The sequence below is a fragment of the Loktanella sp. Alg231-35 genome (assembly GCF_900143545.1).
In the GTDB taxonomy this organism is placed as follows: domain Bacteria; phylum Pseudomonadota; class Alphaproteobacteria; order Rhodobacterales; family Rhodobacteraceae; genus Yoonia.
The window spans coordinates 187,500-212,868 of sequence record NZ_FREV01000003.1 but is presented as its reverse complement, the minus strand read 5'-3'; the positions used below and the strand labels follow the sequence as shown (position 1 = coordinate 212,868).

The 25,369-nt window shown below is 57.7% G+C and carries 25 protein-coding genes; 11 read left to right on the top strand and 14 right to left on the bottom strand.

Features of this window, described 5'->3' with window-relative positions; translation table 11 throughout:
* Positions 1–56: 56 nt before the first annotated feature.
* Positions 57–845 (bottom strand): metallophosphoesterase, encoded by a 789-nt coding sequence (locus tag DHN10_RS07985; protein ID WP_108814751.1) that lies wholly within the window; start codon positions 843–845, stop codon positions 57–59.
* Positions 846–1,006: 161 nt separating this feature from the next.
* Between DHN10_RS07985 and DHN10_RS07980 the strand changes: the two genes are divergently transcribed.
* The 5 genes from DHN10_RS07980 (at position 1,007) to bioB (ending at position 4,961) form a co-directional block, all read left to right on the top strand.
* The gene (locus DHN10_RS07980; RefSeq protein WP_199910650.1) at positions 1,007–2,068 is read left to right on the top strand and encodes a fatty acid desaturase; all 1,062 of its coding nucleotides are present in this window, start codon (positions 1,007–1,009) and stop codon (positions 2,066–2,068) included.
* A gap of 41 nt (positions 2,069–2,109) precedes the next feature.
* Positions 2,110–2,595: a DUF2244 domain-containing protein gene (locus DHN10_RS07975; RefSeq protein ID WP_108814749.1), complete on the top strand. Its 486-nt coding sequence runs from the start codon at positions 2,110–2,112 to the stop codon at positions 2,593–2,595.
* A 155-nt stretch (positions 2,596–2,750) separates the two neighbouring features.
* Positions 2,751–3,353 (top strand): GntR family transcriptional regulator, encoded by a 603-nt coding sequence (locus tag DHN10_RS07970; protein ID WP_108814747.1) that lies wholly within the window; start codon positions 2,751–2,753, stop codon positions 3,351–3,353.
* Between the two features lie 82 nt (positions 3,354–3,435).
* Entirely contained in the window at positions 3,436–3,999 is a 564-nt protein-coding gene (locus DHN10_RS07965; protein WP_108814745.1) for a biotin transporter BioY, read from the top strand.
* The gene (bioB, locus tag DHN10_RS07960) at positions 3,999–4,961 is read left to right on the top strand and encodes a biotin synthase BioB (RefSeq protein ID WP_108814743.1); all 963 of its coding nucleotides are present in this window, start codon (positions 3,999–4,001) and stop codon (positions 4,959–4,961) included. Before DHN10_RS07965 ends, bioB begins: the two co-directional genes overlap by 1 nt.
* Positions 4,962–5,114: 153 nt before the next feature.
* Here the strand turns inward: bioB and DHN10_RS07955 are convergent, their stop codons facing one another.
* Positions 5,115–5,576: a GatB/YqeY domain-containing protein gene (locus tag DHN10_RS07955; protein ID WP_108815140.1), complete on the bottom strand. Its 462-nt coding sequence runs from the start codon at positions 5,574–5,576 to the stop codon at positions 5,115–5,117.
* Between the two features lie 175 nt (positions 5,577–5,751).
* Here DHN10_RS07955 and carA point away from each other — a divergent pair, with 175 nt between their 5' ends.
* Positions 5,752–6,888 carry a glutamine-hydrolyzing carbamoyl-phosphate synthase small subunit gene (gene carA, locus DHN10_RS07950; protein WP_108815139.1) on the top strand — a complete coding sequence of 379 codons (1,137 nt, stop codon included), beginning with the start codon at positions 5,752–5,754 and terminating at the stop codon, positions 6,886–6,888.
* A gap of 2 nt (positions 6,889–6,890) precedes the next feature.
* On the opposite strand, the gene DHN10_RS07945 is transcribed toward carA, so the two are convergent.
* The gene (locus tag DHN10_RS07945; protein ID WP_108815138.1) at positions 6,891–7,544 is read right to left on the bottom strand and encodes a GntR family transcriptional regulator; all 654 of its coding nucleotides are present in this window, start codon (positions 7,542–7,544) and stop codon (positions 6,891–6,893) included.
* Between the two features lie 99 nt (positions 7,545–7,643).
* Between DHN10_RS07945 and DHN10_RS07940 the strand changes: the two genes are divergently transcribed.
* Both DHN10_RS07940 and DHN10_RS07935 read left to right on the top strand, forming a co-directional pair.
* Positions 7,644–8,291 carry a pyrimidine 5'-nucleotidase gene (locus DHN10_RS07940; RefSeq protein ID WP_108814741.1) on the top strand — a complete coding sequence of 216 codons (648 nt, stop codon included), beginning with the start codon at positions 7,644–7,646 and terminating at the stop codon, positions 8,289–8,291.
* Between the two features lie 38 nt (positions 8,292–8,329).
* Positions 8,330–9,520 carry a UbiH/UbiF family hydroxylase gene (locus tag DHN10_RS07935; protein ID WP_108815137.1) on the top strand — a complete coding sequence of 397 codons (1,191 nt, stop codon included), beginning with the start codon at positions 8,330–8,332 and terminating at the stop codon, positions 9,518–9,520.
* Here the strand turns inward: DHN10_RS07935 and DHN10_RS07930 are convergent.
* The 3 genes from DHN10_RS07930 to DHN10_RS07920 all read right to left on the bottom strand — a co-directional run bounded on the left by DHN10_RS07930 (position 9,517) and on the right by DHN10_RS07920 (position 11,704).
* Positions 9,517–10,644 (bottom strand): aminotransferase class V-fold PLP-dependent enzyme, encoded by a 1,128-nt coding sequence (locus DHN10_RS07930; RefSeq protein WP_108815136.1) that lies wholly within the window; start codon positions 10,642–10,644, stop codon positions 9,517–9,519. The two genes, DHN10_RS07935 and DHN10_RS07930, sit on opposite strands and share 4 nt — an antisense overlap.
* A 155-nt stretch (positions 10,645–10,799) precedes the next feature.
* The gene (locus DHN10_RS07925) at positions 10,800–11,252 is read right to left on the bottom strand and encodes an Lrp/AsnC family transcriptional regulator (protein ID WP_108814740.1); all 453 of its coding nucleotides are present in this window, start codon (positions 11,250–11,252) and stop codon (positions 10,800–10,802) included.
* On the bottom strand, positions 11,249–11,704 hold the full coding sequence (locus DHN10_RS07920; RefSeq protein ID WP_108815135.1) for an Lrp/AsnC family transcriptional regulator: 456 nt from the start codon (positions 11,702–11,704) through the stop codon (positions 11,249–11,251). The genes DHN10_RS07925 and DHN10_RS07920 overlap by 4 nt, the downstream gene beginning before the upstream one ends.
* 131 nt (positions 11,705–11,835) lie before the next feature.
* Between DHN10_RS07920 and ilvC the strand changes: the two genes are divergently transcribed.
* From ilvC to DHN10_RS07905, 3 genes are all read left to right on the top strand, one after another.
* Positions 11,836–12,858: a ketol-acid reductoisomerase gene (gene ilvC, locus DHN10_RS07915; protein ID WP_108814738.1), complete on the top strand. Its 1,023-nt coding sequence runs from the start codon at positions 11,836–11,838 to the stop codon at positions 12,856–12,858.
* A gap of 86 nt (positions 12,859–12,944) precedes the next feature.
* Entirely contained in the window at positions 12,945–13,850 is a 906-nt protein-coding gene (locus tag DHN10_RS07910) for a DMT family transporter (RefSeq protein ID WP_108814736.1), read from the top strand.
* Between the two features lie 70 nt (positions 13,851–13,920).
* Positions 13,921–14,772 carry a DUF533 domain-containing protein gene (locus DHN10_RS07905; RefSeq protein WP_108814735.1) on the top strand — a complete coding sequence of 284 codons (852 nt, stop codon included), beginning with the start codon at positions 13,921–13,923 and terminating at the stop codon, positions 14,770–14,772.
* Here DHN10_RS07905 and glmM read toward each other — a convergent pair.
* From glmM to DHN10_RS07865, 8 genes are all read right to left on the bottom strand, one after another.
* Entirely contained in the window at positions 14,769–16,112 is a 1,344-nt protein-coding gene (gene glmM / locus DHN10_RS07900) for a phosphoglucosamine mutase (RefSeq protein WP_108814733.1), read from the bottom strand. The two genes, DHN10_RS07905 and glmM, sit on opposite strands and share 4 nt — an antisense overlap.
* Entirely contained in the window at positions 16,109–17,122 is a 1,014-nt protein-coding gene (folP, locus tag DHN10_RS07895) for a dihydropteroate synthase (RefSeq protein ID WP_108814731.1), read from the bottom strand. The genes glmM and folP overlap by 4 nt, the downstream gene beginning before the upstream one ends.
* Positions 17,119–18,039 (bottom strand): dihydroneopterin aldolase, encoded by a 921-nt coding sequence (locus DHN10_RS07890; protein ID WP_108814729.1) that lies wholly within the window; start codon positions 18,037–18,039, stop codon positions 17,119–17,121. Before DHN10_RS07890 ends, folP begins: the two co-directional genes overlap by 4 nt.
* A 96-nt stretch (positions 18,040–18,135) precedes the next feature.
* The gene (locus tag DHN10_RS07885; protein WP_234417078.1) at positions 18,136–18,804 is read right to left on the bottom strand and encodes a cell wall hydrolase; all 669 of its coding nucleotides are present in this window, start codon (positions 18,802–18,804) and stop codon (positions 18,136–18,138) included.
* 196 nt (positions 18,805–19,000) lie between these two features.
* A complete protein-coding gene (locus tag DHN10_RS07880) occupies positions 19,001–21,550 on the bottom strand; it encodes a putative PEP-binding protein (protein WP_108814727.1) in 2,550 nt (849 codons plus the stop codon).
* A 71-nt stretch (positions 21,551–21,621) separates the two neighbouring features.
* Complete coding sequence (gene glyS / locus DHN10_RS07875) at positions 21,622–23,898, bottom strand: glycine--tRNA ligase subunit beta (RefSeq protein ID WP_108814726.1); 2,277 nt, start codon at positions 23,896–23,898, stop codon at positions 21,622–21,624.
* A complete protein-coding gene (locus tag DHN10_RS07870; protein ID WP_108814724.1) occupies positions 23,898–24,413 on the bottom strand; it encodes a DUF6446 family protein in 516 nt (171 codons plus the stop codon). The genes glyS and DHN10_RS07870 overlap by 1 nt, the downstream gene beginning before the upstream one ends.
* Positions 24,413–25,333: a glycine--tRNA ligase subunit alpha gene (locus DHN10_RS07865; protein WP_108814722.1), complete on the bottom strand. Its 921-nt coding sequence runs from the start codon at positions 25,331–25,333 to the stop codon at positions 24,413–24,415. Before DHN10_RS07865 ends, DHN10_RS07870 begins: the two co-directional genes overlap by 1 nt.
* Positions 25,334–25,369 lie beyond the last annotated feature (36 nt).

Below are 25,369 nucleotides of genomic sequence, written 5' to 3'. Positions count from 1 at the left end.
TACAAAAGGCCCCGCCGGTTTGGCGGGGCCTTTTTCGTTTCCTGACAAGTAGTTGCCTAGCCTTCGATACCAACCGCATATTCGCAAAACTGGGTGTATTGCACGACGACATCGCCCTGCCCGATGTGAAGCACGGCAAGTTGCGGCGCTTCGCGTGGCGGATTGAAACTGTCCCAGTCCCATGCGGGGCTAGGCGGCGGCGCCTGAAACGACAAGGCCCCGATCGTTGCAAATGGAATACCCCGCACGGTACCTGCCGTTGGGCGATGCACATGCCCCATAAACAAATGCGCAACGTTGTCATGGCCAGTGATCAAGTCCAGAAAATCATCATGCTCTTCCAGCATAATCTCGTCCTGCGGCGGCAGACCAAGGGCAAGCGGCGGATGATGCATGAAGATATAGACGGGTTTATGTGGTTGCTGGCGCAGGGCGTCACCCAGCCACGCCAATCGTGCCGTACAAAGCCGCCCCGCATGTGATCCGATCTTGTGGGTATCAAGAAAGACAAACCGTGCACCCGCTTGTTCTACTGTGAACTGGATGAAGTCTGGCATGACGGTGTCAGGCAATGTCAAATATTTCCGAAATCCAACACGTTCATCGTTGTTGCCCATGATCGGATGAATTCGCACTGCAGATTTGGTCAGATGCTGGGCAATCACTGCATAATCGGCCTCAATATCATCCCCCACCAAATCACCTGACAACACTGCAAAATCTGCATCGGCATGGTGCGCATTCACATAGGCAAGGGCCGCGTCCAGACGCGCGCGCGGGTTCAACCCGTCAATTGTGCCACGGCTTTGGAAGTGCGGATCAGACATCCAGATAATTTTGGTCATGGGCGGACCTTCCAATTGATGGGTTGCGATAGATCGCCAGAACAGCACGGCGCAGTAACGCTGACAAGCGGTCCTCCGAAAAGGATCCGGCCTCTGACCCTGCTGGTTCGGATCTTGGGGGGCCGTTTGACAGGGACATAACGCAGCCGTAGCGTTTCAGTATGGCAAGAGATTACTCACTGACCGGCCCCGCCTCTGCACAAAAGGCAGGGATCGAGATGCGCTGGTATCGCCCTGCAATTGACCCTGCCGATGTACGGACCTTGATGGAAAAATCAGACGCCATCGCCCTGCGCGACACGGCGATCTGGTTGGGTGCTATGGGGCTAAGCGTGGGCATCGCTATTGCGCTTTGGCCTGGCTGGTGGTCCGCCCCCTTCTGGCTGATCTACGGTGTGCTTTATGGCTCTGCGTCGGACTCGCGTTGGCACGAATGCGGCCATCGTACAGCATTCAAAACCGAATGGATGAACGTCGCGGTCTATCAGATTGCCTGCTTTATGTTGATGCGCAATCCCGTGACCTGGCGGGCCAGCCACGTGCGCCACCACACCGATACAGTGATCGTCGGGCGCGACCCCGAGATTGTAGCGATGCGCCCACCTGATCTGGCGCGGATCGTGCTGAACCTCTTTGGGTTGGTGGACACTTACAAACTGATCAAACGCATGGCGCTGCATGCCAGCGGGCGGTTGCACCCGGATGAAGAAACCTATGTCCGCGCAGCCGATCAGTCCCGCGTCTTTCGTATCGCCCGCATTTGGGCCGGTATCTATATGGCTGTGATTGGGATTAGCCTGTGGCAGGGCTCAATCCTGCCATTGATGGTAATTGGCCTGCCCCGGCTTTATGGCGCCTGGCATCATGTGCTGACGGGATTGTTGCAACATCTGGGGTTGGCCGAGAATGTCACAGACCACCGGCTGAACACACGCACTGTGCTGATGAACCCGTTCAGCCGGTTCATCTACCTCAATATGAATTATCACCTTGAACATCACCTGTTCACCATGGTGCCCTACTACAATCTGCCCAAACTGCATGCGCTGATCCGGCATGATACACCTGCACCGGACCCGTCGATCTTTGCGGCTTTCAGGCGTCTGGTTCCGGTTCTGCTCAAGCAGCTGCGCCATGAAGAGGCTGTGATCATCCCAGCCCTGCCCACCGATGCGACACCCTATGGATCAGAGGTTGAGGCGCTCAAACCGCACGCGGTTTGATCACCAATTGACCCGCGTTACAGGCGCGCTAACATTCTGGCATGCCCTATGAATGGTCCCCAGAACCGCCACATCAGACATCGAACTGGCAGTTGAGCCTCTGGCCCTACCGGTCGCTCCTGCGCAAGGAATTTGTGCTTTTTATTGCGGCTACAGCGGTATTGGTGGCGCTGCCGCTAATCACGCTGCTAGGACAGGCCGTTCTTTGGGGGCTATTGCCATTCTTTGCACTGATGATCGCAGGCCTCTGGTATGCGCTGCATGTCAGCTATCGGCGCGGCGAGGTGCTGGAAGAGCTGACGGTGGATGACACAAACGCCCATCTGACACGGCACAACCCCAACGGAGACGTCCAGAATTGGGAGGCCAACCGCTATTGGGTGACGGTGCACCTGCATCCCAAAGGCGGGCCTGTCGAAAACTACATCACACTGCGGGGCGGTGACCGCGAGGTTGAGATCGGGGCGTTTCTGGATGCCAAAGAACGGCTAGCGCTGTTTGACGACCTGAAACGTGCGATGCGGTGAATTTGGTGAAGCCATTGGCAGTTATGCGGACATTTCAGACCTTAGCCATTTCTTTTACAACGTCTGCTTTAGCCCTTCCGCACGACCGAATTTTCTGGCGAGAGAGTAATTGGTTTATGCTTCGCATCGTTAGCGAAGTGAGGTAATCCAGATTTATGACTAACTTATCTATAAAATCGGAATTGATTGCAGATACCATCGCCGAGGAAATCATCCGGGGCGAACAATCACCTGGAGCGCGATTGGCACAGGATGCAATCGCGTCCCGTTTTCAGTGTAGTCATGTGCCCGTTCGCGAAGCTCTTCAGCGGCTCGTTCAGATGGAGCTTGCAACCTCAGAACCACGCAAGGGCGTTAGAGTTGTTGCCCTCGCCTCATCGGATCATGTCGAAATTCAGGAGATGCGATTGGCGCTTGAACCACTCGCGCTTCGACTTGCTGTTACTAATTTTCAGGATAAAAACCTAAAAGAGATCGAAGGCCATCGATTGTCATGTGATGATGCAACGGACGCAATTTCATGGGAAAGTGCCAACCGCGCGTTTCATATGGCCATTCTGAAACCGTGTGGCCGCCCCCGTTTGCTCAGGCAGATCGAAGAACTGCAACGTTTATCCGCACATAGATTTCATACCAAATGGCACCAAAATTGGGTTCAGTCTTCGGATCGCGACCACGCAAGTATCGTCCGTGCAATGCAGTCTGGTGATGCTGCCGCGGCCTGTGCAGTATTGGTGCGCCATCTGAAACGCGCCTAACACGGAAGGGTGTTCACTTTACTATAGATAAATTTGGTGCGATCATGAATCGAATCACAATTTTATCTATAAAAGGCTAACCATGTCCCAAACACTCGCCAAACCGCAACAACGCACCGTAGGAAATGTTGCAAAAGTTGCGCTCGCCGTCGGGCTCATCACCTTGTCTGCCAAGATCACAATTCCGTTTTGGCCTGTTCCGATGACGATGCAGGTCGCAACAATCTTGTTAGTCGCGGGATTGGGCGGGTTGCGCTTCGGCGTTGCAAGTGTCGGGGCATATCTAGCGGCGGGCGCCGCTGGCTTGCCTGTTTTTGCTGGCACTCCAGAAAAAGGCATCGGACTGGCCTATATGTTCGGCCCAACGGGTGGTTACCTTCTTGGCTTCTTAGTCGCCGCAATTTTGGTTGGTTGGGCAACTGACCGCTTTGGCCGCCGTCATGGTTCGCTTTCAATGCCTCTTGGACTTGCTGTGATTTATGCTTTGGGCGTAGCCTGGCTATCGCAATTTGTACCAAGCGATAAGGTGCTGGCATTTGGCGTAACTCCTTTTCTCTTCGGTGATTTGTGCAAAGTTGTTTTGGCAGCGCTTTTGACCGTAGCAGCGCCAACTGCTCTTATTCGCAGGGTGCAAGGACGCGATTGATGCTGGATAAGACAAACCCTGTTGATAATCAGCTGGCTGACAAGGCGGAGGCGCTGCTTCGCGCGCCCCTGCTGACCCTTGTGCATGAAGCAGCCGCCGTGCACCGCGCACATCATGATGTAGAGGACATCCAAAAAGCGAGCCTTGTCAGCATCAAGACTGGCGGTTGCCCCGAAGATTGTGCGTATTGCCCGCAATCTGTTCACCACAAAGAAGTGGGCTTGCAAAAAGAACACTTCATGGATCCGCAGACCGTCATCAATATGGCCAAGCAAGCCCAATCTGCCGGAGCCGAAAGGTTCTGCATGGGGGCGGCTTGGCGTAAAGTCCGTGATGGCGCGGAATTCGACGCCGTCTTGAACATGGTGCGGGGTGTGCGCGATCTGGGGATGGAGGCTTGTGTCACCCTTGGAATGCTTCTGCCACACCAGGCTCAGGCGCTCGCTGATGCTGGCCTGACCGCTTACAATCATAATCTTGATACCGGACCGGATTTTTACGCTGAAATCATTGGAACACGTACGTATCGCGATCGGCTTGAAACACTTGACCATGTACGTGCTGCTGGGATCACGATTTGCTGTGGCGGCATTATCGAGATGGGTGAAAGTCTACGCGACCGCGCTGATATGCTCGCGGTACTAGCCAGTTTTGATCCCCAACCCGAAAGCGTTCCACTGAACGCGTTGATCCCTGTACCCGGTACCCCGTTGGGCCACCTCCCGAGAGTCAGCTCACCCGAAATGATCCGCATGGTCGCGACCGCCCGAATCTTGATGCCAAACACACGCGTGCGCCTTTCTGCCGGGCGCGACGGGTTTTCTGTTAGCGATCAAATCCTGTGCTTCCTTGCTGGGGCAAACTCGATCTTTTACGGCGACATCTTGTTGACCGCCCCTAATAGTGGACTTTCACTGGATGATGCACTGTTTGAAACATTGTCGGGCATTCTGGGCGAATAGGACGGCCCAAGGCGAGTGCCATCACAAGCCAGCGTAGGTCATTTATATGTTATCATTGCGGACATCCATACAGGCTGCGGCATCGGTTTGTATGGGCTGTTTGCGAACCTTAGCCTCAATTGGCACTCACACGCCGGGGTCAGGAGCCATAGCCTACCCCAACCGCCCCTTCACCATCGGACCGGCCTTACCAAAATCCATCCGCCCAGTGTATTTCGCCTTTAGCGCGCCCATGACCTTGCCCATATCGCGGATGCTGGCCGCACCCACTTCGGCGATGGCCGCGTCAACGGCGGCTTCGGCTTCGTCCTCGCTCAATTGCTTGGGCAGGAACTCTTCGATGATCTTAATCTCGGACAGCTCTTTTTCGGCCAGCTCCAGCCGCCCGCCTTCTTCATAGGCGCGCGCGCTTTCCTGGCGTTGTTTGACCATACGGCCCATAATGCCGAGCACGTCATCATTGCTGACGCCGCCTTCTTCATCGGTGGTGCCACGCAGGGCGATGTCCTTGTCCTTGATAGCGGCGTTGATCAGCCGCAACGTGGAAAGGCGATCCGCCTCTTTTGATCGCATCGCGTCCTTGAGGGCCGCGTTGATCTTGTCGCGCATGTCCATTGATTTGTCCCGTGCATGTGTCGTCAAACGAAACGCCACCTTACTGAAAGCGGTTGAGGCTGACAAGCGCGCCCGTCCCGACGTCAGCCCTTGTTTCCAAGGGTGTGATCCGGCCTTGACCATGGGCGCGGGCCTGCGTAAACCCGGCACGATTTGGCATCAGGAGAGATCGGAAATGACGCAGAAACCAACGGCTTGTCTGGCCCTTGCGGATGGCACGATCTTTTACGGGATTGGCTTTGGTGCGACGGGCGAAACCGTGGCAGAGTTGTGCTTTAACACTGCCATGACCGGCTATCAGGAGATCATGACCGATCCCTCATATGCGGGCCAGATCGTGACCTTCACCTTCCCCCATATCGGCAACACAGGCGTGAACCCCGAAGATGACGAAACCGGTGATCCGGTTGCCGCTGGCATGGTGGTGAAATGGGACCCGACACAGTCCTCCAACTGGCGCGCTACCGAAGAACTGACGGTCTGGTTGTCCAAGCGCAATCGCATTGGCATGGGCGGCGTCGACACCCGCCGCCTGACCCGCGCCATCCGCCAGCAAGGCGCACCTCATGTAGCATTGGCGCATGACCCCGATGGCAATTTCGATATTGCCGCTTTGGTTGAAAAAGCGCGTTCTTTCAATGGGTTGGAAGGTCTTGATCTGGCCAAGGACGTCACCTGTGCGCAATCCTACCAATGGAATGAAATGCGGTGGGCCTGGCCCGAAGGTTACGTGCCCCAGACCGACCCGAAACACAAAGTTGTGGCCATCGACTTCGGGGCCAAACGCAACATCCTGCGCTGCCTTGCCAGCGCTGGTTGCGATGTGACGGTCCTGCCCGCGACAGCCACCGCCGAAGAGGTATTGGCGCTGAACCCTGACGGTGTGTTCCTGTCCAACGGCCCCGGTGATCCGGCGGCGACCGGTGAATATGCGGTACCCATGATCAAGGGTATCCTTGAGGCTGATCTACCGGTTTTTGGCATTTGTCTTGGCCACCAGATGCTGGCCCTCGCCGTTGGTGCCACAACGATCAAGATGAACCACGGCCACCACGGCGCCAACCACCCCGTCAAGGACATGGAAACCGGCAAGGTCGAGATCACATCGATGAATCACGGGTTTACTGTGGACAGCCAAACCCTGCCCGAGGGCGTGGAAGAAACCCATGTGTCGCTGTTTGATGGCAGCAACTGTGGGATTCGCATCGCCGGGCGCCCGGTCTTCAGCGTGCAATACCACCCCGAAGCCAGCCCCGGACCGCAAGACAGCTACTATCTGTTTGAACGCTTTGCCAAAGCGATGAGCGCCTGAACCTACTCTGCTGCCTCAACCGCGGCGGCATCCAGCTTCAGACGGGTCACAAAAGCCTCAGAGATATGGTTACGCAGCGCCTGATACGCGGCGTCGCCGTCGCCCGCCTCAATAGCCGAAACAATTGCCGCGTGTTCAGCGAGGGTTTCCTCGCCACGTCCTTCGGCAGCAATTGATGTGGTGGCCAACAGCGCCATAGACCGATGCACCAGATCCAGTTGCTTGACCAGAAAACGGTTGTGCGAGGCAAGGTGGATTTGCTTGTGAAACCGGCGGTTTGCGCGGCTGAGTGCCGATGGATCACCAGCCAGTTTCTGATCTGCATCCAGCATATCACGCAGCACTTTAACCTCTTCCGGCGCGGCATGGCGCGCCGCCAGCTTGGCCGCCAACCCTTCCAATTCGCCCCGCACTACGTAAAGCTCTGACAGTTGTGAATGATCCAGCGACGCCACAATCAGCGACCGCCCGTCACGTGTCAGCAGCGACTGTGTTTCAAGCCGTTGAAGCGCCTCGCGGATCGGCGTCCGCGAAACACCAAAACGATCTGCAAGTTCGCTTTCCACCAACCTGTCGCCGGGCTTGTAGATATGACTATCAATCGCCTCCAATATCAGATCATAGGCGTCTTTTTGCGATGCACGTGTGTCCTGCATGAGGCAACCTTTCAAACTTTGCTGATCATAGGCCTCTGCATGCCCGACGATCAAGCCAAAGCGATTGCGCGGGAGGATTGGCCCTCATAATGTGCGGCCATGGTTGCGCAGCACTTCTTACATGTGGACACGTGGGTCTTTGACCTCGACAACACGCTATATCCGCCCTCTGACGATCTTTTCGGGCAGATGGATGTCCGGTTCAAAGCCTATGTTATGCGGCTCACCGGGTTGGACGCGGGCAAAGCGCTAGAGTTATGCCACGCCTATTGGGTGTCGCATGGGTCGACACTGGCCGGGTTGATGGAGCATCACGACATTGATCCGCATCATTTTCTGGCGGATGTGCATGATATTGATGTGTCGCATCTGCGCAGCGACCCAGACTTGCAGGCCGCCATCACAGAACTGCCGGGGCGCAAGATTGTCTATACCAACGGCTCTTACAACCATGCCAAGCGCGTGCTAGCCGCACGCGGGCTGACGCGTGCGTTTGATGCGGTCTATGGCGTGGAACATGCTGATTTCAAACCCAAACCGACAGAAGATGCGTTTTCGCGGGTTTTTGCCAAAGACGGGGTGCGGCCCAAAACCGGCGCGATGTTCGAGGATGAAGCGCGCAATCTGACCGTCCCACATGCCTTGGGGATGCGCACGGTGCATGTCCATGATACGCCCGCGATTGGCGATCACATTCACCATCACACAGATAATCTTGCGGATTTCTTGTCGCAGGTGGTCCGCTGACCCTTTCCGCCACGGTGGCCGCGGCTTATGTCAAGGACATGGAACGCAAACAGACTGATATCGTCATCGCAGGCGGCGGTGTTGCCGGGCTGACAGCCGCAGCCGCCTTTGGCACCGCCGGTTTTGACGTTGTGATTGTGGACCCTGCCCCGCCTGTCACTACTGCAGACGCCGAAGGTGCCGATCTGCGCACAACCGCGTTTTTGCAGCCAGCTCAGCAATTCCTGCAAGCCGCAGGGCTTTGGGACCGGCTCGCCGCTTTTGCCACACCGCTCCAGATCATGCGCATCGTTGATCTGGGCACCGAGACCCATGTCACACGCGATTTTGACGCCGCTGATATTTCCCAACAGCCCTTTGGCTGGAACCTGCCCAACTGGCTGTTGCGCCGCGAAATGGTCGCCCGTCTGCAAGAACTGCCAAACGTGGATTTCCGTCCGGGCACCGGGTTTCGCAGCATGCTGCCGCGCAGCGCCGAGGCGATTGTGACGCTGAGCGATGACACCCAATGTACCGCCAAGCTGGTGATCGGTGCGGATGGACGCCACTCTGCCGTGCGCCAAGCCGCCGGGATTGATGTGAAAACCACCCGCTATGGGCAGAAAGCGCTGACATTCGCCGTCACCCATGATGCACCGCACGACAATGTCTCGACCGAGATACACCGCACCGGAGGCCCGTTCACATTGGTGCCCCTGCCTGATCATGACGGTAAGCCCTGTTCGGCAGTGGTCTGGATGGAAACCGGGGCAGAGGTCGCGCGGCTGGCTGCCCTCCAAGACACCGAATTTGAAGCCGCGGCCAATGACCGCTCAGCCTTTCTATATGGTCCACTTAAACTGGCATCACCACGCGGCGTCTGGCCCATCATCAGCCAGATCGCACATCAGATCACCGGCCCACGCACGGCCCTTGTGGCAGAAGCCGCTCATGTTATGCCGCCGATTGGCGCGCAGGGGTTAAACATGTCTCTCAAGGATCTGGCTTGCTTGCTGGAACTGGCACAGGCGCAGCCCACAGCCCTTGGCACACCTGCGATGTTGGACGGTTACGCGCGCAAGCGGCACCCGGACATCAAGCTGCGGGTGACCGGGATTGATGCGCTTAACCGAGCGTCAATCGCAGGCAACCCGGCATTTCAAAGCTTGCGCACTAAGGGGATTGAGGCGCTTTATGGCGTCGCCCCGGTGCGCAAGGCGCTGATGCAAATGGGATTGGGCGCGCGCTAAAGCACCTTGTCCAGCACAGGCACCAGACGGCCCAGCGTAGCATCCACGTCATAAAGTTTGTCTAGGCCAAAAAGCCCAAGCCGGAATGTGCGGAAATCGTCAGGTTCGTCACATTGCAACGGAACACCTGCTGCGATCTGCATACCTAACGCGGCAAATTTGGACCCGTTCTGCACATGAGGGTCATCGGTGTAGCTGACGACAACACCCGGCGCGCCAAACCCTTCGGCGGCGACCGAACGAATGCCTTTGTCCGCGAGCACTTTGCGGACGGCATTGCCCAAGGCCCATTGTGCATCGCGCAGTTTGTCAAAACCAAACGCTTGGGTTTCCTGCATCGTGTCGCGGAAGGCGCGCAATCCATCCGTGGGCATCGTGGCATGATAGGCATGCCCGCCGCCCTCATAGGCTTGCATGATGCTGTGCCATTTCTTGAGATCCACCGCGAAGGAATTTGATACCGTGTCCGCCATGCGTGCGACCGCACGCTCTGACATCATCACCAAGCCCGCGCATGGGGTCGCAGACCAGCCCTTTTGCGGGGCCGAAATCAGCACATCAACGCCGGTGGCCTTCATATCGACCCAGGCGCAGCCCGACGCGATGCAATCCAGCACCATCAATGCACCCACTTCATGAGCGGCAGCGGCCATCGCCGTCAGATAATCGTCCGGCAGGATGATCCCGGCAGAGGTTTCAACATGCGGGGCAAAGACCACATCGGGTTTAGCGTCACGAATTGCGGCTGTCACATCCTCGATGGGTGCAGGTGCAAATGGCGCGCGGGTGTCATTGCCCGATTGGCGCGCTTTCATAACGGTTGTGTCGGCCGTAAAATTGCCCGCCTCAAAAATCTGGGTCCAGCGGTAGGAGAACCAGCCATTGCGCACGATCAGCGCGTGGGCATCTGCTCCGAACTGGCGCGCTACGGCTTCCATCCCGTAGGTGCCGCCACCGGGGACAAGCGCCACGTGATCGGCGTTATAGACCTCTTTCAACATCGATGAGATGTCGGTCATAACACCTTGAAAAGCTTTGGACATATGATTGAGAGAGCGATCAGTGAAGACCACTGAAAACTCCATCAGCCCATCTGGATCAATTTCTGAATATGCGCCGCCCATCATCATCTCCTTCAAGTATGGACCATGGCTATTGCCTGACGCATCGCAACGCAAAGCCTATTTTGGTATACAAAGCCCCGTTCATCGGCCGGAGCATCGCAAATACCATTGGTATCAGTCGCGCGTCAGGCTAAGCGTCACAACCTACAAAAGGGCTAAATCGGACCCGGCCTGCGTTCTTCGCTAAGCAGAACATTCGCCTCTACATCGCCCACGCCAGGCATGGTCATGATGCGGCGGCGCAGGACCCGCTCAAAATCGGCCAGATCACGGGCGACGACGCGCAACCGATAATCATAAAGCCCCAGCACGTGATCAACGCTTTGCACTTCGGGGATCGCCCCTACGGCGCGCTCAAAATCTTCAAGGCTGACACGGCCTTTGGTCGCCAGTTTCACACCCAGAAACACGGTGACCCCAAAACCCACCTTCTCAGCATCCAGCACCAGCCGCCGACCGGCAATCACACCGGCATCCTGCAAACGACGCATGCGCCGCCAAGTCGCAGGTTGGCTAAGCCCCAGCTTCTGGCCCAATTGCGTGGTCGACTGATCTGCACTGGCAACCAATGCCCGCAACAAAGCCCGATCCTGCGTATCCAAGATCATAGCGGAAGGCTTTCGTTGGATTTGACGGTGGCAACGGTCATCAACGCCTCGATATCGGCAATATGGGGCAAGGTCAGAACCTGTTCACGGTAGATACGCTGATAATCCGCCAAATCCTTGGCGATCAGGGACAGGCGCACGTCAACACGGCCCAGAAAGGTCTGGATCTCGATCACCTCGGCCACGGCGCGCGCGGCGTCGATAAATTCGTCAAAGGCACGAGCGACAGTTTTGTCCAATGTGATCCGCAGACTGACTGACACCGCATAGCCCAAAGCAGGCCAGTTGATGGTGACATGGCTGCCTTGGATAACACGATCCTGACGCAGGCGGTCCAGACGGCGGGTGATCCGCGCGGCCGTCAGCCCCACCGCCCCAGCCAGATCAGGCACAGAGGTGGCAGGATCAGCCTGTAACAGGCGCAAAAGACGGCGATCGACATCATCAAGCATGAAAATGCTCATAATATTCAAAATGGCGAATAGCAATCTTCACTTACTCCAAGAAAATCGGAAAGCAACACTCGCAACACACGCGACAGCAGCTATAACGCAAGTCAGAAACCCAACCAAAGGAATGCCTTATGCGCGTTTATTATGATCGCGATTGCGATGTGAACCTGATCAAAGACAAAAAAGTTGCCATTCTCGGCTACGGCTCCCAGGGCCACGCCCACGCGCTGAACCTGCGCGACAGCGGTGCAAAGAACCTTGTTGTGGCGCTGCGCGAAGGCTCTGCTTCTGCTGCCAAAGCCGAAGGTGAAGGCCTTAAGGTCATGGGTATCGCGGAAGCGGCTGCTTGGTGCGACGTGATCATGTTCACAATGCCCGATGAATTGCAGGCAGAGACATACAAGAAATATGTTCATGACAACATCAAAGAAGGCTCTGCCATTGCCTTTGCTCACGGCCTGAATGTCCACTTCGGCCTGATCGAACCCAAGCCCGGCGTTGACGTGATCATGATGGCCCCCAAAGGCCCCGGCCACACCGTACGCGGCGAATACACCAAAGGTGGCGGCGTGCCTTGCCTTGTTGCTGTGGATCATGATGCGACCGGTAAGGCGATGGAAATCGGCCTGTCGTACTGTTCCGCCATTGGCGGCGGCCGCTCTGGCATCATCGAAACGAACTTCCGTCAGGAATGCGAAACCGACCTCTTTGGTGAGCAGGCCGTTCTGTGCGGTGGTATCGTTGAGCTGATCCGCATGGGCTTTGAAACACTGGTTGAGGCCGGCTACGAGCCTGAAATGGCTTACTTTGAGTGCCTGCACGAAACCAAGCTGATCGTGGACCTGATCTATGAAGGTGGCATCGCGAACATGAACTACTCCATCTCGAACACGGCTGAGTATGGTGAGTATGTCTCTGGTCCGCGCGTCCTGCCGTATGATGAGACTAAGAAGCGCATGAAAGACGTGCTGACAGACATCCAGACCGGTAAATTCGTGCGTGACTTCATGCAGGAAAATGCCGTGGGCCAGCCTTACTTCAAGGCGACACGCCGCATCAACGATGAGCACCAGATCGAGCAGGTCGGTGAAAAGCTGCGCGGAATGATGCCTTGGATTTCCGCAGGTAAGATGGTCGATAAAGCGAAGAACTGATCGACATGTAAGGTGGATCATGATCCACCTTACACAATGGAAAGGCCCGGTCTTTATCCGGGCCTTTTCTGCTTTGTAGGACACCCATGACCACCCAACCCACCCTTGCGAACTGGCTTTCTATTGCCGCTCTCGGTTTGATCTGGGGGGCGACGTTTATGGTCGTGGCTATCGCATTGGAAGGGTACGGCCCGCTCACCGTCGCCTGCGCCCGCACCACGTTGGGCGCGGCCGCACTCCTGATCCTGATGCGCGCGCTTAAGCGTCCTTTGCCGACCTTCAACACTCGGATGTGGACGTATCTGATCGCCATCGGCTTGCTGAACACAGCCCTGCCCTTTGCCTTGCTCAGCTGGGGGCAGCAGTTTGTGCCGTCTGCCTTTGCTGGCATCTCAATGGCCGCTTTGCCGCTCTTTGTCCTTCCCCTTGCCCATATGTTCACTGACGAAAAGATGAGCCTGCGTAACAGCTTGGGCGTCATTCTGGGATTTGTCGGTGCCATCGTCCTGATCGGCCCCGGTGTGATGCGCATTGGGACCGGGATGGAGCCTTTGGGCCAGATTGCCTGCATCGCCGCGTCCATCTCCTATGCAATCTCAAGCGTCATGACGCGCCGCTGCCCGCCGATTGACCCGATCACGATGGCGGCCCTGTTGCTGACCATCGGTGCGGCGGCGCTTATCCCCGCTATGCTGATTTTCGAAGGCCTGCCCACGGTTGGTGCCGCCCGTCCGACCATCGCGATCATCGTGCTGGGGTTCATCCCTACCGCATTGGCCGCATTGATCCGGGTGGCCACGATCCGGTCGGCGGGTGCGATTTTTATGACTTTGGTGAATTATCAGGTGCCGGTCTGGTCCATGATCTTTGGAGCGTGGGTCCTGAGCGAAGTCCTGCCCCTGCGTTTCTTTGCCGCCCTCGGCCTCATCATGCTGGGTCTGATGATCAGCCAATGGGCGAGCTTGCGGCGAATCTTCACACGTCAAAGTTAAATAGGATTTTCCACACATTGTAGACACATTGCCCACTCACAGAGCTGCTATCGCAATTCTGGAGTTACTCATGCGTCACTTTGTTTCCGGCCTTTTTATGGCCATCGTTCTCACCTCCATGGCCACCCAGGCCGACGCCCGGCGTGGCGGCGGATATGGCACTGCCGAACAGCTGGTTTTCGTCAGCCCCACAGAATTTGAAGACGAGACCGGCCCATTGGCCCTGTGTCACTTTGTTGAGACGCATTCAATTATCTTCGTGAATGTCTGGCGGTCGCTGACTGGCTACGCCCTTGCATCGAACAACTGCCAGAGCGAGCAGTATTACGAGTTCACCGCGACAGAACTTGAAAGCGCGCAAGCCGCGGGCATGATCCCGGCAGACGTTCCTTTGCAGCCCAAACTGTCGATGAAATCACTGGCCGAAGGGTTCTGGGGTTTTGGTCTTTTGATTGCGGTTCTGGCCTTTGCCGGGTTCAAACTGCTGGCCGTCCAAAAGCGCCGTGGTCAGCGCATCGCGATAATGGCAGATGCCACGCCGGCGGCCCAAGCTATCCTTGATGCCATGTGCCATGCGGCCAAAGCTGACGGCTACATCGCACCATCCGAGGTGGCGATGATCAAACAAGCCGCGGAAGAAATGACAGGCACGATTTTCGCAATGGAAGACGTCAAGCGCATGGCGGATCTGGCCGAAGAGACCCTTGATCTGAAAGGCCACAAGCGTCTGATCAATGGCCGCACGAAGCCAGAGCAGCTTGATATGATGCGCGGTGTGTTGATGGTTGTTGCCGCTGACGGCAAGTTGGACGGCAAAGAACAAGTCTTTGTTGGTGGTCTGGCGCGGGCCATGGGCATGGACGGTGGAACCGTGCAATCCCTTATGGCCGAGGTTGTTGGCGGCGCCGCAGCGCCCGCCTAAACCGCTGCTTCAACCTCTGCAACAATTCCGTCGACGACCTGTGAAAGCAGGTCGTCGTCTTCGCATTCAGCCATGACGCGGATCAGCGGCTCTGTCCCGGATTTGCGGATCAGCAAGCGGCCTTTGCCTGACAGCTTTACTTCTGCATCCGCGATTGATTTCTGCACCTGTGCCGCACCCAACGGGTCCTGCCCTGCTGCATAGCGCACGTTCTTGAGCATCTGCGGCACGGTGTCAAAACTCTTGGTCAGCGTGCTGGCCGGTTGCCCGGTTTCGATCATCGCCGCCAGAAACTGCAACCCAGCCAAAAGCCCGTCACCAGTTGTGGCATAATCGGTCATCACGATGTGGCCGGATTGCTCGCCCCCTAGGTTCCAGCCATTGGCGCGCATCGCCTCGACCACGTAACGGTCACCGACGCTGGTGCGTTCAAGACGCAAGCCGCGCCCGTCAAGATACCGCTCCAACCCCAGATTGGACATAACCGTCGCAACCAATGTGCCCCCGTTGAGCCGCTCTTGATCGGCCCAACGCCCTGCCATCAGCGCCATGATCTGATCGCCATCCGCGACTTGACCTTTTTCATCAAGGATCATTACACGATCCGCATCACCATCAAGGCAAATGCCTACATGCGCCCCTTCGCGCAGGATCGTTTCTGCCGCCGCAGCCGTGCTGGTTGAACCGCAGCCATTGTTGATGTTGAAACCATCAGGGTTCACGCCCACGGGAATGACCGTGGCGCCCAGTTCCCACAGCACCTCTGGTGCGACGCGGTAAGCGGCCCCATTGGCGCAATCGATCACCACCTTTAGCCCATCCAGACGCATGCCTGCAGGGAAGGTTGATTTGATCCGTTCGGCATAGCGAAAACGGCCATCATCAATCCGTTTGACCCGACCGATATTCTGCGTCTGAGCAGGTTCGATTTCACCACTGATCAGTGCCTCGATGTCCACTTCAGCAGCATCTGACAGCTTGAAACCATCCGGCCCAAAGAACTTGATCCCGTTGTCGTGGTGCGGGTTATGGCTGGCCGAGATCATGATCCCCAAATCGGCGCGCATAGATGTGGTCAGCAGACCCACTGCAGGTGTCGGCACCGGCCCCAGCAACAACACATTCATGCCCGTGCTGGTCAGGCCCGCCGTCAGCGCATTTTCAAACATATAGCCTGACAGCCGCGTGTCTTTACCGATCACCACACGGTGCCCGTTTGATCCATCGTTGCGAAAGAACCGCCCGGCGGCTGATCCGATTTTCAACGCCATCTCGGCGGTCATTGGATAGGTGTTTGCCGTGCCGCGCACACCGTCAGTGCCAAAGAGTTTGCGTGTCATGTCATTGCCGCCCCGCCGATTGCCCATTCCAGGTCCAACGCCTGTTTGGTGGCAAAGATATCGTGAACCCGCAGGATTTGCACGCCCCTGCGTGCGCCAAAAAGCGCCACAGCCACAGATCCGCTTACGCGGTCGGTCGCGTCTGTCCCACCACCAATGGTGCCAATAAAGCGCTTGCGCGAGGCCCCAAGCAGGATCGGACAGCCCAGCCCGTGAAAAATCGCGATACCGCGGAGCAGCGCAAGGTTGTGTTCCACGGTCTTGCCAAAGCCGATGCCGGGATCGACGACAATCTGATCACGCGGAATGCCCGCTGCAACAGCGGCGTCTACCCGTTCCGCCAGAAAATCATACACATCCAACAGCACATCATCATAGCTGGGGTCATGCTGCATTGTCTCGGGCGAGCCTTGCGCATGCATCACGCAGACCGGCACGTCAGATTTGGCGGCGACCTTGGCCAGTTCCGGGTCATAGGTGAAGGCCGCCACATCGTTCACAAGATTTGCCCCGGCATCCAGCGCCGCACGCCCGACCTTGGCTTTGCGTGTATCAATGGAGATCGGCACATCGCTTTGCGCGCGGATTGCCGCGATCACCGGTGCGGTGCGCGCGATTTCGTCGGCGATCTGGACTTCTGCCGCACCGGGGCGGGTGCTTTCGCCGCCCACGTCGATGATCGCGGCCCCCTCGGCCTGCATGGCCAAAGCATGTTCCAGCGCCTGTCGGGGTGCGTTGAATTGCCCACCATCGGAAAAACTATCCGGTGTAACGTTCAGGATGCCCATGGTCTGTGGCGCACCCATATCCATGCCAGCAATCGGTGCGCGATGCGCTGTCAGCCGCTCTGACACGTCGGCGGGCACCTCATTGGCTGGGATATGCTGCAAACCGCCGCCGCGCACGTGGATTGCGACCGTATCAAACCAACACAGGCCCCCGGCCAAAGGGAGGCTCTGCGGCGTTGGCACTTCGCCAAACCGCGCGACGGGGCGATAGTACTGGGTCATGTCAGGCTGGCTTGATCCACAGCGATCACACGCGTGCTGATCGTGCTTTCGGGCGCGTCGGCACCAAACACCCAAAGTTCCTTGGCTTCCATTTCGGCTGCGAACCACGCGGCCAAGGTGACAGCATCGCGTGGGCTGGCAGACGGGCCGTCCACTGCGTCCAGCACGATCTTTGAGGGTGCCCAGATGCAAATCTGGTCGTTCTTCATCGCCCAGTCCAGTTCGGTCCGTGTGCCAACCACCATGCAGCGCCTGTCACGGGCGGCCAATGTCCAGGCGTTTTGTTCTATCGCCAGCAGATCAACGCGGCGCTGAGACAGTGCGTTGCCGGTTTGCGGTGCAGGCGCATCAGACGCGCCAACGCAGATGATCAACGGGGCGTCCAACGCGCTGAGCTGATCAATCCAAGTGGCCAGATGTGGTGCCGCGATGGCGGCGTTTGACAGGTAAATAACGCGCGGATGTGGGGCTTCGACATGTTCCTGACCGGCAAGATTGACACCATCACGCGCGCGCACGATCTCAACCCCAAGCGAGAATGGGCCGCGGTCCAGTTTTTCGATCCGAACAAAGACCCGTTCGGCCTGCGGTTCCAGCAAGATACGCTCTGCAACACGCGCGGCCAGGGTTTCGAGCAGATTGATGCGCTCTGCCTCAAGCTCAACACCGATCGCCTCGGTCACTTTGTCATAAGACAGAATGCGGTCCACATCATCGTCGATGGGTCCCGACAGTGGCAGCACCTCTACCACCACGTTAAAGCGTACACGCTGCAATGTGCCGCGTTCCTGCTGGAACGCCCCTATCTCGACCTCGACCACATAGTCGCGCAGGGAAATCCTGTCGCAGGGGGTCGTGCTGCTGGCAGCAGCACGTTCACTGGGATGGGCAAACGCGAGGCGAATATCGTCAGTCATAGGGCAGTCCGTCGCTGTATCAGGCCTGTCCGAGATACAAGGACGCAAGCGAGGCGGCAAGCGTCAGGGACGACGCCCACCCTGCGTCATGCGACGTTACTTGGACGCCGTGCGGATTGGCTGGCGATAGAAGTAGTGCGACCCAATCGATGCGGTGCGTGGGAACCGACGCGCCCAGGACGGGTTCACCGCCTTGGTATGATAATGCGTCGCACCACCGGTCAGGGCACGCGGGGCACCATCGATCAGGATGCGAGCAACCTTGCCGACGCGTTCCCATGACCGTGGGTCGCCGATTGTTTCGGCGCGGCCATCACAAGTGTAGGTAAACTGGCAGGCATACCGACGTCCTGTGCCCTGATTGATCACACCACACAAAGTGTCTGGGTACGCATCAGTATCTACGCGGTTCAGGATCACCTCGCCCACGGCAAACATGCCGCGCACAGATTCACCGCGCGCCTCAAAATATAGCGCCTCGGCCAGACATTCCCATTGGTCGCCACCAGAAGCCGCAGGTTGTTCCGCCAGAAAATCGCGATCATAGATCAGGCGATTTGTGGTATCGACACCCCGTTCATTGGCTGGTGGTAGGCTTGTCAGCATGCTCAATCGGGCGTCGGGAACAACAGAGAGCGCCTGACGCTCCTGGCCCAAAATCGCGCCCAAACGGCTTGCGAGTAGTTCATCGGCAGTTGCAGCGGTTGCCGCAAAAGCCATCATTGCCGCAGAAATCACGGCGAAAATCGTCCGTACAGTCAACATTTCTTTCCCACCCAGGAAACACGCGGAAATGCTCCGCGCTAGCGCCGTGGTCTCTAACCGAAGGTGACGTTTGCGTCTACCCCTCGCTCTGGACTGTTGGCAAAGCGGCAACACAACCTGCGATTACAACGGACTATTTCGTAGAAATAGGCCAATCTGCGGCCAAAAAGACACAACATCTAGTGTTGCACGGCGGTCATACCCGCTCTGCGAGGGCCAACTGTGCAGCGGTGAGTCGCGCAACCGGCACACGAAATGGTGAACAAGAGACATAATCGAACTTGTGCTGGCGGCAAAATGCGATGGCCGGGCGTGTCCCGCCATGCTCGCCACAGATTGCCAGAACCACATCAGGCCGCCCCAGCCGCCCTCGTTCCGCACCGAGCGAGATAAGCTCGCCCACCCCTTCGATATCGAGGGTGTGAAACGGATCTTCGGCATAAACACCCTGCTGGACATAAGACGACATAAACCGCCCCGCGTCATCGCGCGACAACCCATAGGTCATCTGGGTCAGATCATTGGTGCCAAAGGAGAGGAACTGCGCATGTTCCGCAATATCTTGCGCACGCAACGCGCCGCGTGGTGTTTCCACCATCACACCCAGCCGGTATTCGGCATGTGTCTTGGTGCGCGCCCAGACGGCATTGGCCACACCATCGATGCGGGCCTTCATCAGCTCGACCTCGCGCATCGCACTGACAAGCGGGATCATGATCTCAACCTTGATCGTGATGCCTTTCTTGCCGACAGCCACCAGCGCCTCAAAGATGGCGCGGGCCTGCATGTCGTAGATCTCAGGGATGGCGATACCCAGACGCACGCCGCGCATGCCCAGCATGGGGTTGTATTCGGTCAGCGCGTTCACACGCTCGGCCACTTCGGGCAAGGGCAAGGCTACCTGTTCGGCCAGATCGCGCAGACCCGCCTTATCAGATGGCAGGAATTCATGGAGCGGCGGGTCAAACAGGCGGACGCAGACGGTCTCGCCTGCCATAATCTCGAATAAGGCCTGAAAATCGGCGCGCTGCATTGGCAGAAGACGGTCAAGAACCGCGCGGCGGTCATCGCTTTCCTCGGCAAAGATCATCTCGCGCATGACACCCAAACGGTCACCGTCAAAGAACATATGCTCGGTCCGGCAAAGGCCAATGCCTTCGGCGGCAAAGTTACGGGCGGTCTGCGCATCGGCTGGGGTATCGGCATTGGCGCGCACGCCAATGTCGCGGAATTCGTCGGCCCATTCCAGCAGCGTGCCAAAGGCGCCATCAAGTGCGGCCTCTAACATCGGCGGCTCACCTGCAAGGATCTGGCCTGTGGTGCCATCAACGGTGATGCGGTCGCCAGTGCGAAATTCGCGCCCATTTGGGCAAACGATGCGGCCTTTCTTAAGGTCAATCGTCAGGTCAGAGGCACCCACAACACAAGGCACGCCCAAGCCACGGCCAATCACCGCCGCATGGCTGGTCACCCCGCCGCGCATCGTAAGAACGGCCTGTGCGGCATGCATGCCCCGAATGTCCTCTGGCGTGGTTTCGCGACGCACCAGCACGCAGGCCTCGCTACGCGCGGCACTGGCCTGCGCATCCTGCGCGGTCAGAACAATCCGGCCGGTCGCGGCACCGGGGCTTGCGGCAATTCCGCTGACGATCACATCGCGGTCCGCGTCAGGATCGACCTGCCGGTGCAGCAGCTCCGACAGCGCCGCAGGCTCAACCCGCATCACTGCTTCTTCGCGGGGGATCACCTGATCTGTCGCCAAAGCCACGGCAATCGCGACCGAAGCGCGCGAAGACCGCTGCACCCGGATCGCGTCCAGAATCTGGACCGCACCATCGTGCAGCGTGAACTTCACTTCCATCTCTTCGCGCAATCGGCGGCGACAGATATCGCCATAAGATACCAGCTCGGCGTATTGCGCGGGGCACAAATCTTCGAGCGACGGGCCACGCGGATCGCGGGTCAGGTAGATCGCGCCTTCGGCATCGGGGGCCACATCGCGGCCTTTGATCTGGCCTTCGCTGACATAACGGCCAATGATCTTTGGCTCACCCGAGGTGCTATCGACAAATTGGATAACGCCCTGCCCGCTTTCGTCTTCGCCCATGCCAATGGCCATCGCCTGCACGACCAAACCGAGGCCTGCATCAACAGGCGCGCCCTTCGCCTCACGAAGCAGCCGCGCGGTTGTGCCGTCCCATGCCCGCGCCATAGAGCGCAGCACTTCGGCCAATTGCACAGAGACGTCCTGAGGAAACGGCGTGTCCGTTTCAAACTCAAAGGTATTCAGCATCGCCTTCAGGCTAGAGGCGTCGGCCACATCGGGCAGATAAAACTCATCGGGGTCCAGCCGGGCGACGTGGATCGCATAGGACTGGATGAAACGCAGATACATCTTGGTGGCGGCCTGCACGCCCATCCGTTCGGACAGCATGGCGTGGCAAGTATCGTTCATCCCAACGTTCAATATGGCACTTGGCCCGCCCCAATCTGGGTTCAGGCTAGAGGGGCGCACGGACAGCAGCGGATCAGCCCCGAAAGGTGCGATCAGTTGATCCATATCAGGCAGATTGCCCAGTGCCGCCTCATGCACCGCATCAAAGGACAGCGCGACCGTCACGGGTACGGGCATGTCCAGACGGATCAGCCGTTGCAGACATTTCGCACGCCCACCATGCACCGCCGCCGACATGGGTGCTGTGGATGTGATCAGGGTCAGCGGACCATATGTTGTCTGTTGCTGCACTGCGGCACCATTGATTGTTCAAGCGCAGCATAGGGGAGAAACCCCGCCGGTGTATAGCAATGTTTACAGTTTTATGACGTGCCTTCGATCTTGGTCAGATCAGCGACGGAAAGGCAGATATTCCTGATACGTGACAGCAGGTTAAGCCTGTTGCGGCGTAAAACCTGACTGTCGGCGTTCACCTGCACATCGGTGAAAAAGGCATCAATCGGCCCGCGAAGTGCTGCCATAGCGGTCATTGCGGTGCTGAAATCTTCCGCTTCCATGGCCGGGACAATTTTTGCGTCCGCAGCATCAAGAGCGGCGAAAAGTGCCTTTTCGGCGTCATGTTCGGCGAATTTGATATCGGCGCCATAGGAGTATTCGACGCCATCCTTTTCCTCGGCTTGGCTGAGGATGTTATTGGCGCGCTTGAAGCCTTGCAGCAGGTTTTCACCGTCATCGGTGGCGAGGGTTTCTGCAAGGGCCTCGGCCCGTTTGACCAGCAGGGTCAGGTCGTCGTTACCGGGCATCGCGATGCAGGCGTCGATGATGTCGTGGCGGATGCCCTTGTCACGGAGGAAGACTTTGAGGCGGTCGTGGAAGAAGGAGAGGAGTTCCTTCGCAATTACTTTCGCGGAAGTTATCCTAATTGCTTGCCAGTCAAGATCACGAGATAGACTGACATTCAGCGCATCTACTCTTTCAAATATTTCCGGTACGGAAAGAGCCAAAATCGTACCGTCCGGCATGGCCTTATTAGCACCAAGGATCCAGTGTTCCTCGTCCAATGTCGAGTCATTCAATACACTTGCTCTATCATTCAAAACCAGTGAAGCATATAAAGCTCGACTATGAAACTGAACCACTTCATCAAGCTTCACTGATGACTTGCCGTCCAACACCAACCGAATAACCCCCAGCGCCGCGCGGCGCAGCGCAAACGGGTCTTTGCTCCCGGTTGGTTTCTCATCAATCGCCCAGAACCCTGTCAACGTGTCGATCTTATCGGCCAGCGCCACGGCTACGGATACCGGCGCTGTCGGCACGTCATCTGACGGGCCCAGCGGGGAATAATGTTCTTCACAGGCCGCTGCCACATCCGCAGGCAAGCCTGCCTCTGCCGCATAATACCGCCCCATTAGCCCCTGCAATTCGGGGAATTCATAGACCATTTCAGACGACAGATCGGCCTTGGCGACGCGTGCCGCTTGCTCTGCCAGATCAGGATCAGCGCCCACGCTGGGTGCGACTTCGCGGGCCAGTGCGGCGATCCGTTCGATCCGGTCTTTCTGTGAGCCTAGTTTGTTATGGAAGGTCACGTTGGACAGACTCTCCAACCAAGGTTCCATCCCCGCTTTCGCCACCCGCAGGTCATTTTCCCAAAAGAACTTTGCATCCGCCAGACGCGCCGACAGCACCTTTTGGTTACCCGCCAGGATCGTCGCGCCATTGTCCGCCGTTTCCATGTTGGCGACGGTCACAAAACGCTCAATCCGGCCCGTCTTGGGGTTGCGCACCGAAAAGAACTTCTGGTGCTCTTTCATTGAGGTTTGCAGCACCTCGGGCGGCAGGCCCAGAAAATCATCGTCAATGCGGCCCAACAGAACAACAGGCCATTCGACGAGCCCCGCAACCTCTGCCAACAATCCACGGTCTTCGACCACCTCAAGGCCCAGCGCAAAGGCCTGCGTTGTCGCCTCGTTCCAGATCGCCTCGGCCCGTTCGTCGGCGCGCAGCACGACATTGGCGCGCTTCAACTTCGCCTCGTAATCATCAAATGACGCAACAGAAAATGAATTCGGCGCAAGGAAACGGTGCCCGCGCGTGGTGTTGCCAGAGGTGATCCCATCAACATCAAGCGGCACAACTTCGGTTCCGGCCTCATCAGACAGAATGCACAGGATGGAATGCAGTGGGCGCACCCATTTCAGGCTGCCTGTGCCCCAGCGCATCGACTTGGGCCATGGGAAGTTGCGCACGGATTTTTCGAGCACTTCAGCGATGATATCAGCGGCCAAGCGGCCCGGTTTCTCGATGACGGCAAAATAGACCTGCCCCTTTTTGTCATCGCGTACCTCAAGGTCATCGCGGGCCACACCGGCCCCGCGCAGGAACCCTTCGATGGCTTTGTCAGGCGCGCCGACCTTGGGGCCTTTGCGTTCTTCACGCACTGCCTTGCTTTCTGCGGTCAGCCCGTCAAGTGACAGCGTCAGGCGGCGCGGCGTCGAAAACCCGGCGGCCCCGGCATAGGTCAATCCAGCCTCGACCAGACCGTCCGTCACCAGTTTGCGCAGATCATCCGCTGCACGGGTTTGCATCCGTGCGGGGATTTCTTCGGAGAAAAGTTCAATCAGAAGATCAGGCATCAATTCTGGCTTTCAGGAAGGGATGGGCAGTTTTCAGGGGGGCGATTGCCGTCGAACACAACTTCGCCGCAGGCGTTGATCTGGTGCCAGGCATAGCCGCGCCCGTCCGGGTAGACGGCAATGATGCGATCAATGCCATAGACGATGTTTTCGGTGCCCAGAAAGGCGATGGCGTCGGCTTGCAGGTCAGCGCCGATTTGTTCCGCATCAAAGCAGTCAAACCAAGGTGGGGCCACGCGTGGTTCGGCCTGATCCACGATCACAAATGTTTCGGTCAGCGTTGCCTGGCTTAGCGGCATCTGGAAACAGGCGCGATAGCGCAGCGGGCTGCTGTCGGCATCAATGCCCTCAAACCCTGTCACAACGATGGGCTCAGGCGTGCCCGTTGCAACAGAGGTGAGCATTACTGTCTCTGCCTGCACCTCTTCGTAGTAGGCATAGACCTGTTGGTAATACAGCAGACCACCAGCTGCGGCCCCGATCAGAAGCATGATCACGATGAATATCCTTGCCATCAGGCCGCCGCCCCGCCCGCCTCTGTTTGCACAAAGGCATCGGCGCAGGCCTTGGCCAGTGCACGCACCCGGCCGATATAGGCCTGCCGTTCAGTGACAGAAATCACACCGCGCGCGTCCAACAGGTTGAACACATGGGACGCTTTGATGCATTGGTCATAGGCTGGGTGGGCCATGATGATCTTAAGGCCGGTTTTGGGGTCGTCGACAGGGGCGTCAAGGATGCGCTGACATTCGGCTTCGGCATCTACAAAGTGCTGCAAAAGCACATCCGTATCTGCGATATCAAAGTTCCAGCGGGCGTATTCCTGCTCGGTCTGTTTGAAGATATCGCCGTAGGTCAGCGGGATCTGCGTTTGCGGGTCGTTGAACGGCATGTCCATGACGTGATCGACGTTAAGGACATACATCGCCAGACGCTCTAGCCCGTAGGTCAGCTCTCCCGATACAGGTTTGCAGTCATGCCCGCCGACCTGTTGGAAATAAGTGAACTGGCTGACTTCCATGCCATCACACCAAACTTCCCAGCCAAGACCCCATGCACCCAGTGTCGGGCTTTCCCAGTCGTCCTCGACAAAGCGGATGTCGTGCATGGCCGCGTCAATGCCGATAGCCTCAAGCGAGCCAAGGTAGAGGTCTTGCAGGTCCGGCGGCGAAGGTTTGATCAGCACCTGATACTGATAATAATGCTGCAAACGGTTGGGGTTTTCGCCATAACGCCCATCGGTGGGGCGGCGCGAGGGCTGCACATAGGCCGCTGCCCAATGGTTGCTGCCCAGCGCGCGCAGGGTTGTGGCCGGGTGGAACGTCCCAGCCCCCACTTCCATGTCGTAGGGTTGCAAGATCGCGCAACCCTTGGACGCCCAATAGGTCTGAAGCCGCAGGATGATCTCCTGAAAACTGCGTGGTTTATCTGCCATCGTGGCCCTCATGTGCTTTGCCCCTGCAATAGGGTG

Coding starts and splice junctions, on each gene's coding strand:
- DHN10_RS07985 (WP_108814751.1), bottom strand. CDS start 845: ATGACCAAAATTATCTGGATGTCTGATCCGCACTTCCAAAGCCGTGGC.
- DHN10_RS07980 (WP_199910650.1), top strand. CDS start 1,007: ATGGCAAGAGATTACTCACTGACCGGCCCCGCCTCTGCACAAAAGGCA.
- DHN10_RS07975 (WP_108814749.1), top strand. CDS start 2,110: ATGCCCTATGAATGGTCCCCAGAACCGCCACATCAGACATCGAACTGG.
- DHN10_RS07970 (WP_108814747.1), top strand. CDS start 2,751: ATGACTAACTTATCTATAAAATCGGAATTGATTGCAGATACCATCGCC.
- DHN10_RS07965 (WP_108814745.1), top strand. CDS start 3,436: ATGTCCCAAACACTCGCCAAACCGCAACAACGCACCGTAGGAAATGTT.
- bioB (WP_108814743.1), top strand. CDS start 3,999: ATGCTGGATAAGACAAACCCTGTTGATAATCAGCTGGCTGACAAGGCG.
- DHN10_RS07955 (WP_108815140.1), bottom strand. CDS start 5,576: ATGGACATGCGCGACAAGATCAACGCGGCCCTCAAGGACGCGATGCGA.
- carA (WP_108815139.1), top strand. CDS start 5,752: ATGACGCAGAAACCAACGGCTTGTCTGGCCCTTGCGGATGGCACGATC.
- DHN10_RS07945 (WP_108815138.1), bottom strand. CDS start 7,544: ATGCAGGACACACGTGCATCGCAAAAAGACGCCTATGATCTGATATTG.
- DHN10_RS07940 (WP_108814741.1), top strand. CDS start 7,644: ATGGTTGCGCAGCACTTCTTACATGTGGACACGTGGGTCTTTGACCTC.
- DHN10_RS07935 (WP_108815137.1), top strand. CDS start 8,330: ATGGAACGCAAACAGACTGATATCGTCATCGCAGGCGGCGGTGTTGCC.
- DHN10_RS07930 (WP_108815136.1), bottom strand. CDS start 10,644: ATGGGCGGCGCATATTCAGAAATTGATCCAGATGGGCTGATGGAGTTT.
- DHN10_RS07925 (WP_108814740.1), bottom strand. CDS start 11,252: ATGATCTTGGATACGCAGGATCGGGCTTTGTTGCGGGCATTGGTTGCC.
- DHN10_RS07920 (WP_108815135.1), bottom strand. CDS start 11,704: ATGCTTGATGATGTCGATCGCCGTCTTTTGCGCCTGTTACAGGCTGAT.
- ilvC (WP_108814738.1), top strand. CDS start 11,836: ATGCGCGTTTATTATGATCGCGATTGCGATGTGAACCTGATCAAAGAC.
- DHN10_RS07910 (WP_108814736.1), top strand. CDS start 12,945: ATGACCACCCAACCCACCCTTGCGAACTGGCTTTCTATTGCCGCTCTC.
- DHN10_RS07905 (WP_108814735.1), top strand. CDS start 13,921: ATGCGTCACTTTGTTTCCGGCCTTTTTATGGCCATCGTTCTCACCTCC.
- glmM (WP_108814733.1), bottom strand. CDS start 16,112: ATGACACGCAAACTCTTTGGCACTGACGGTGTGCGCGGCACGGCAAAC.
- folP (WP_108814731.1), bottom strand. CDS start 17,122: ATGACCCAGTACTATCGCCCCGTCGCGCGGTTTGGCGAAGTGCCAACG.
- DHN10_RS07890 (WP_108814729.1), bottom strand. CDS start 18,039: ATGACTGACGATATTCGCCTCGCGTTTGCCCATCCCAGTGAACGTGCT.
- DHN10_RS07885 (WP_234417078.1), bottom strand. CDS start 18,804: ATGTTGACTGTACGGACGATTTTCGCCGTGATTTCTGCGGCAATGATG.
- glyS (WP_108814726.1), bottom strand. CDS start 23,898: ATGCCTGATCTTCTGATTGAACTTTTCTCCGAAGAAATCCCCGCACGG.
- DHN10_RS07870 (WP_108814724.1), bottom strand. CDS start 24,413: ATGGCAAGGATATTCATCGTGATCATGCTTCTGATCGGGGCCGCAGCT.
- DHN10_RS07865 (WP_108814722.1), bottom strand. CDS start 25,333: ATGGCAGATAAACCACGCAGTTTTCAGGAGATCATCCTGCGGCTTCAG.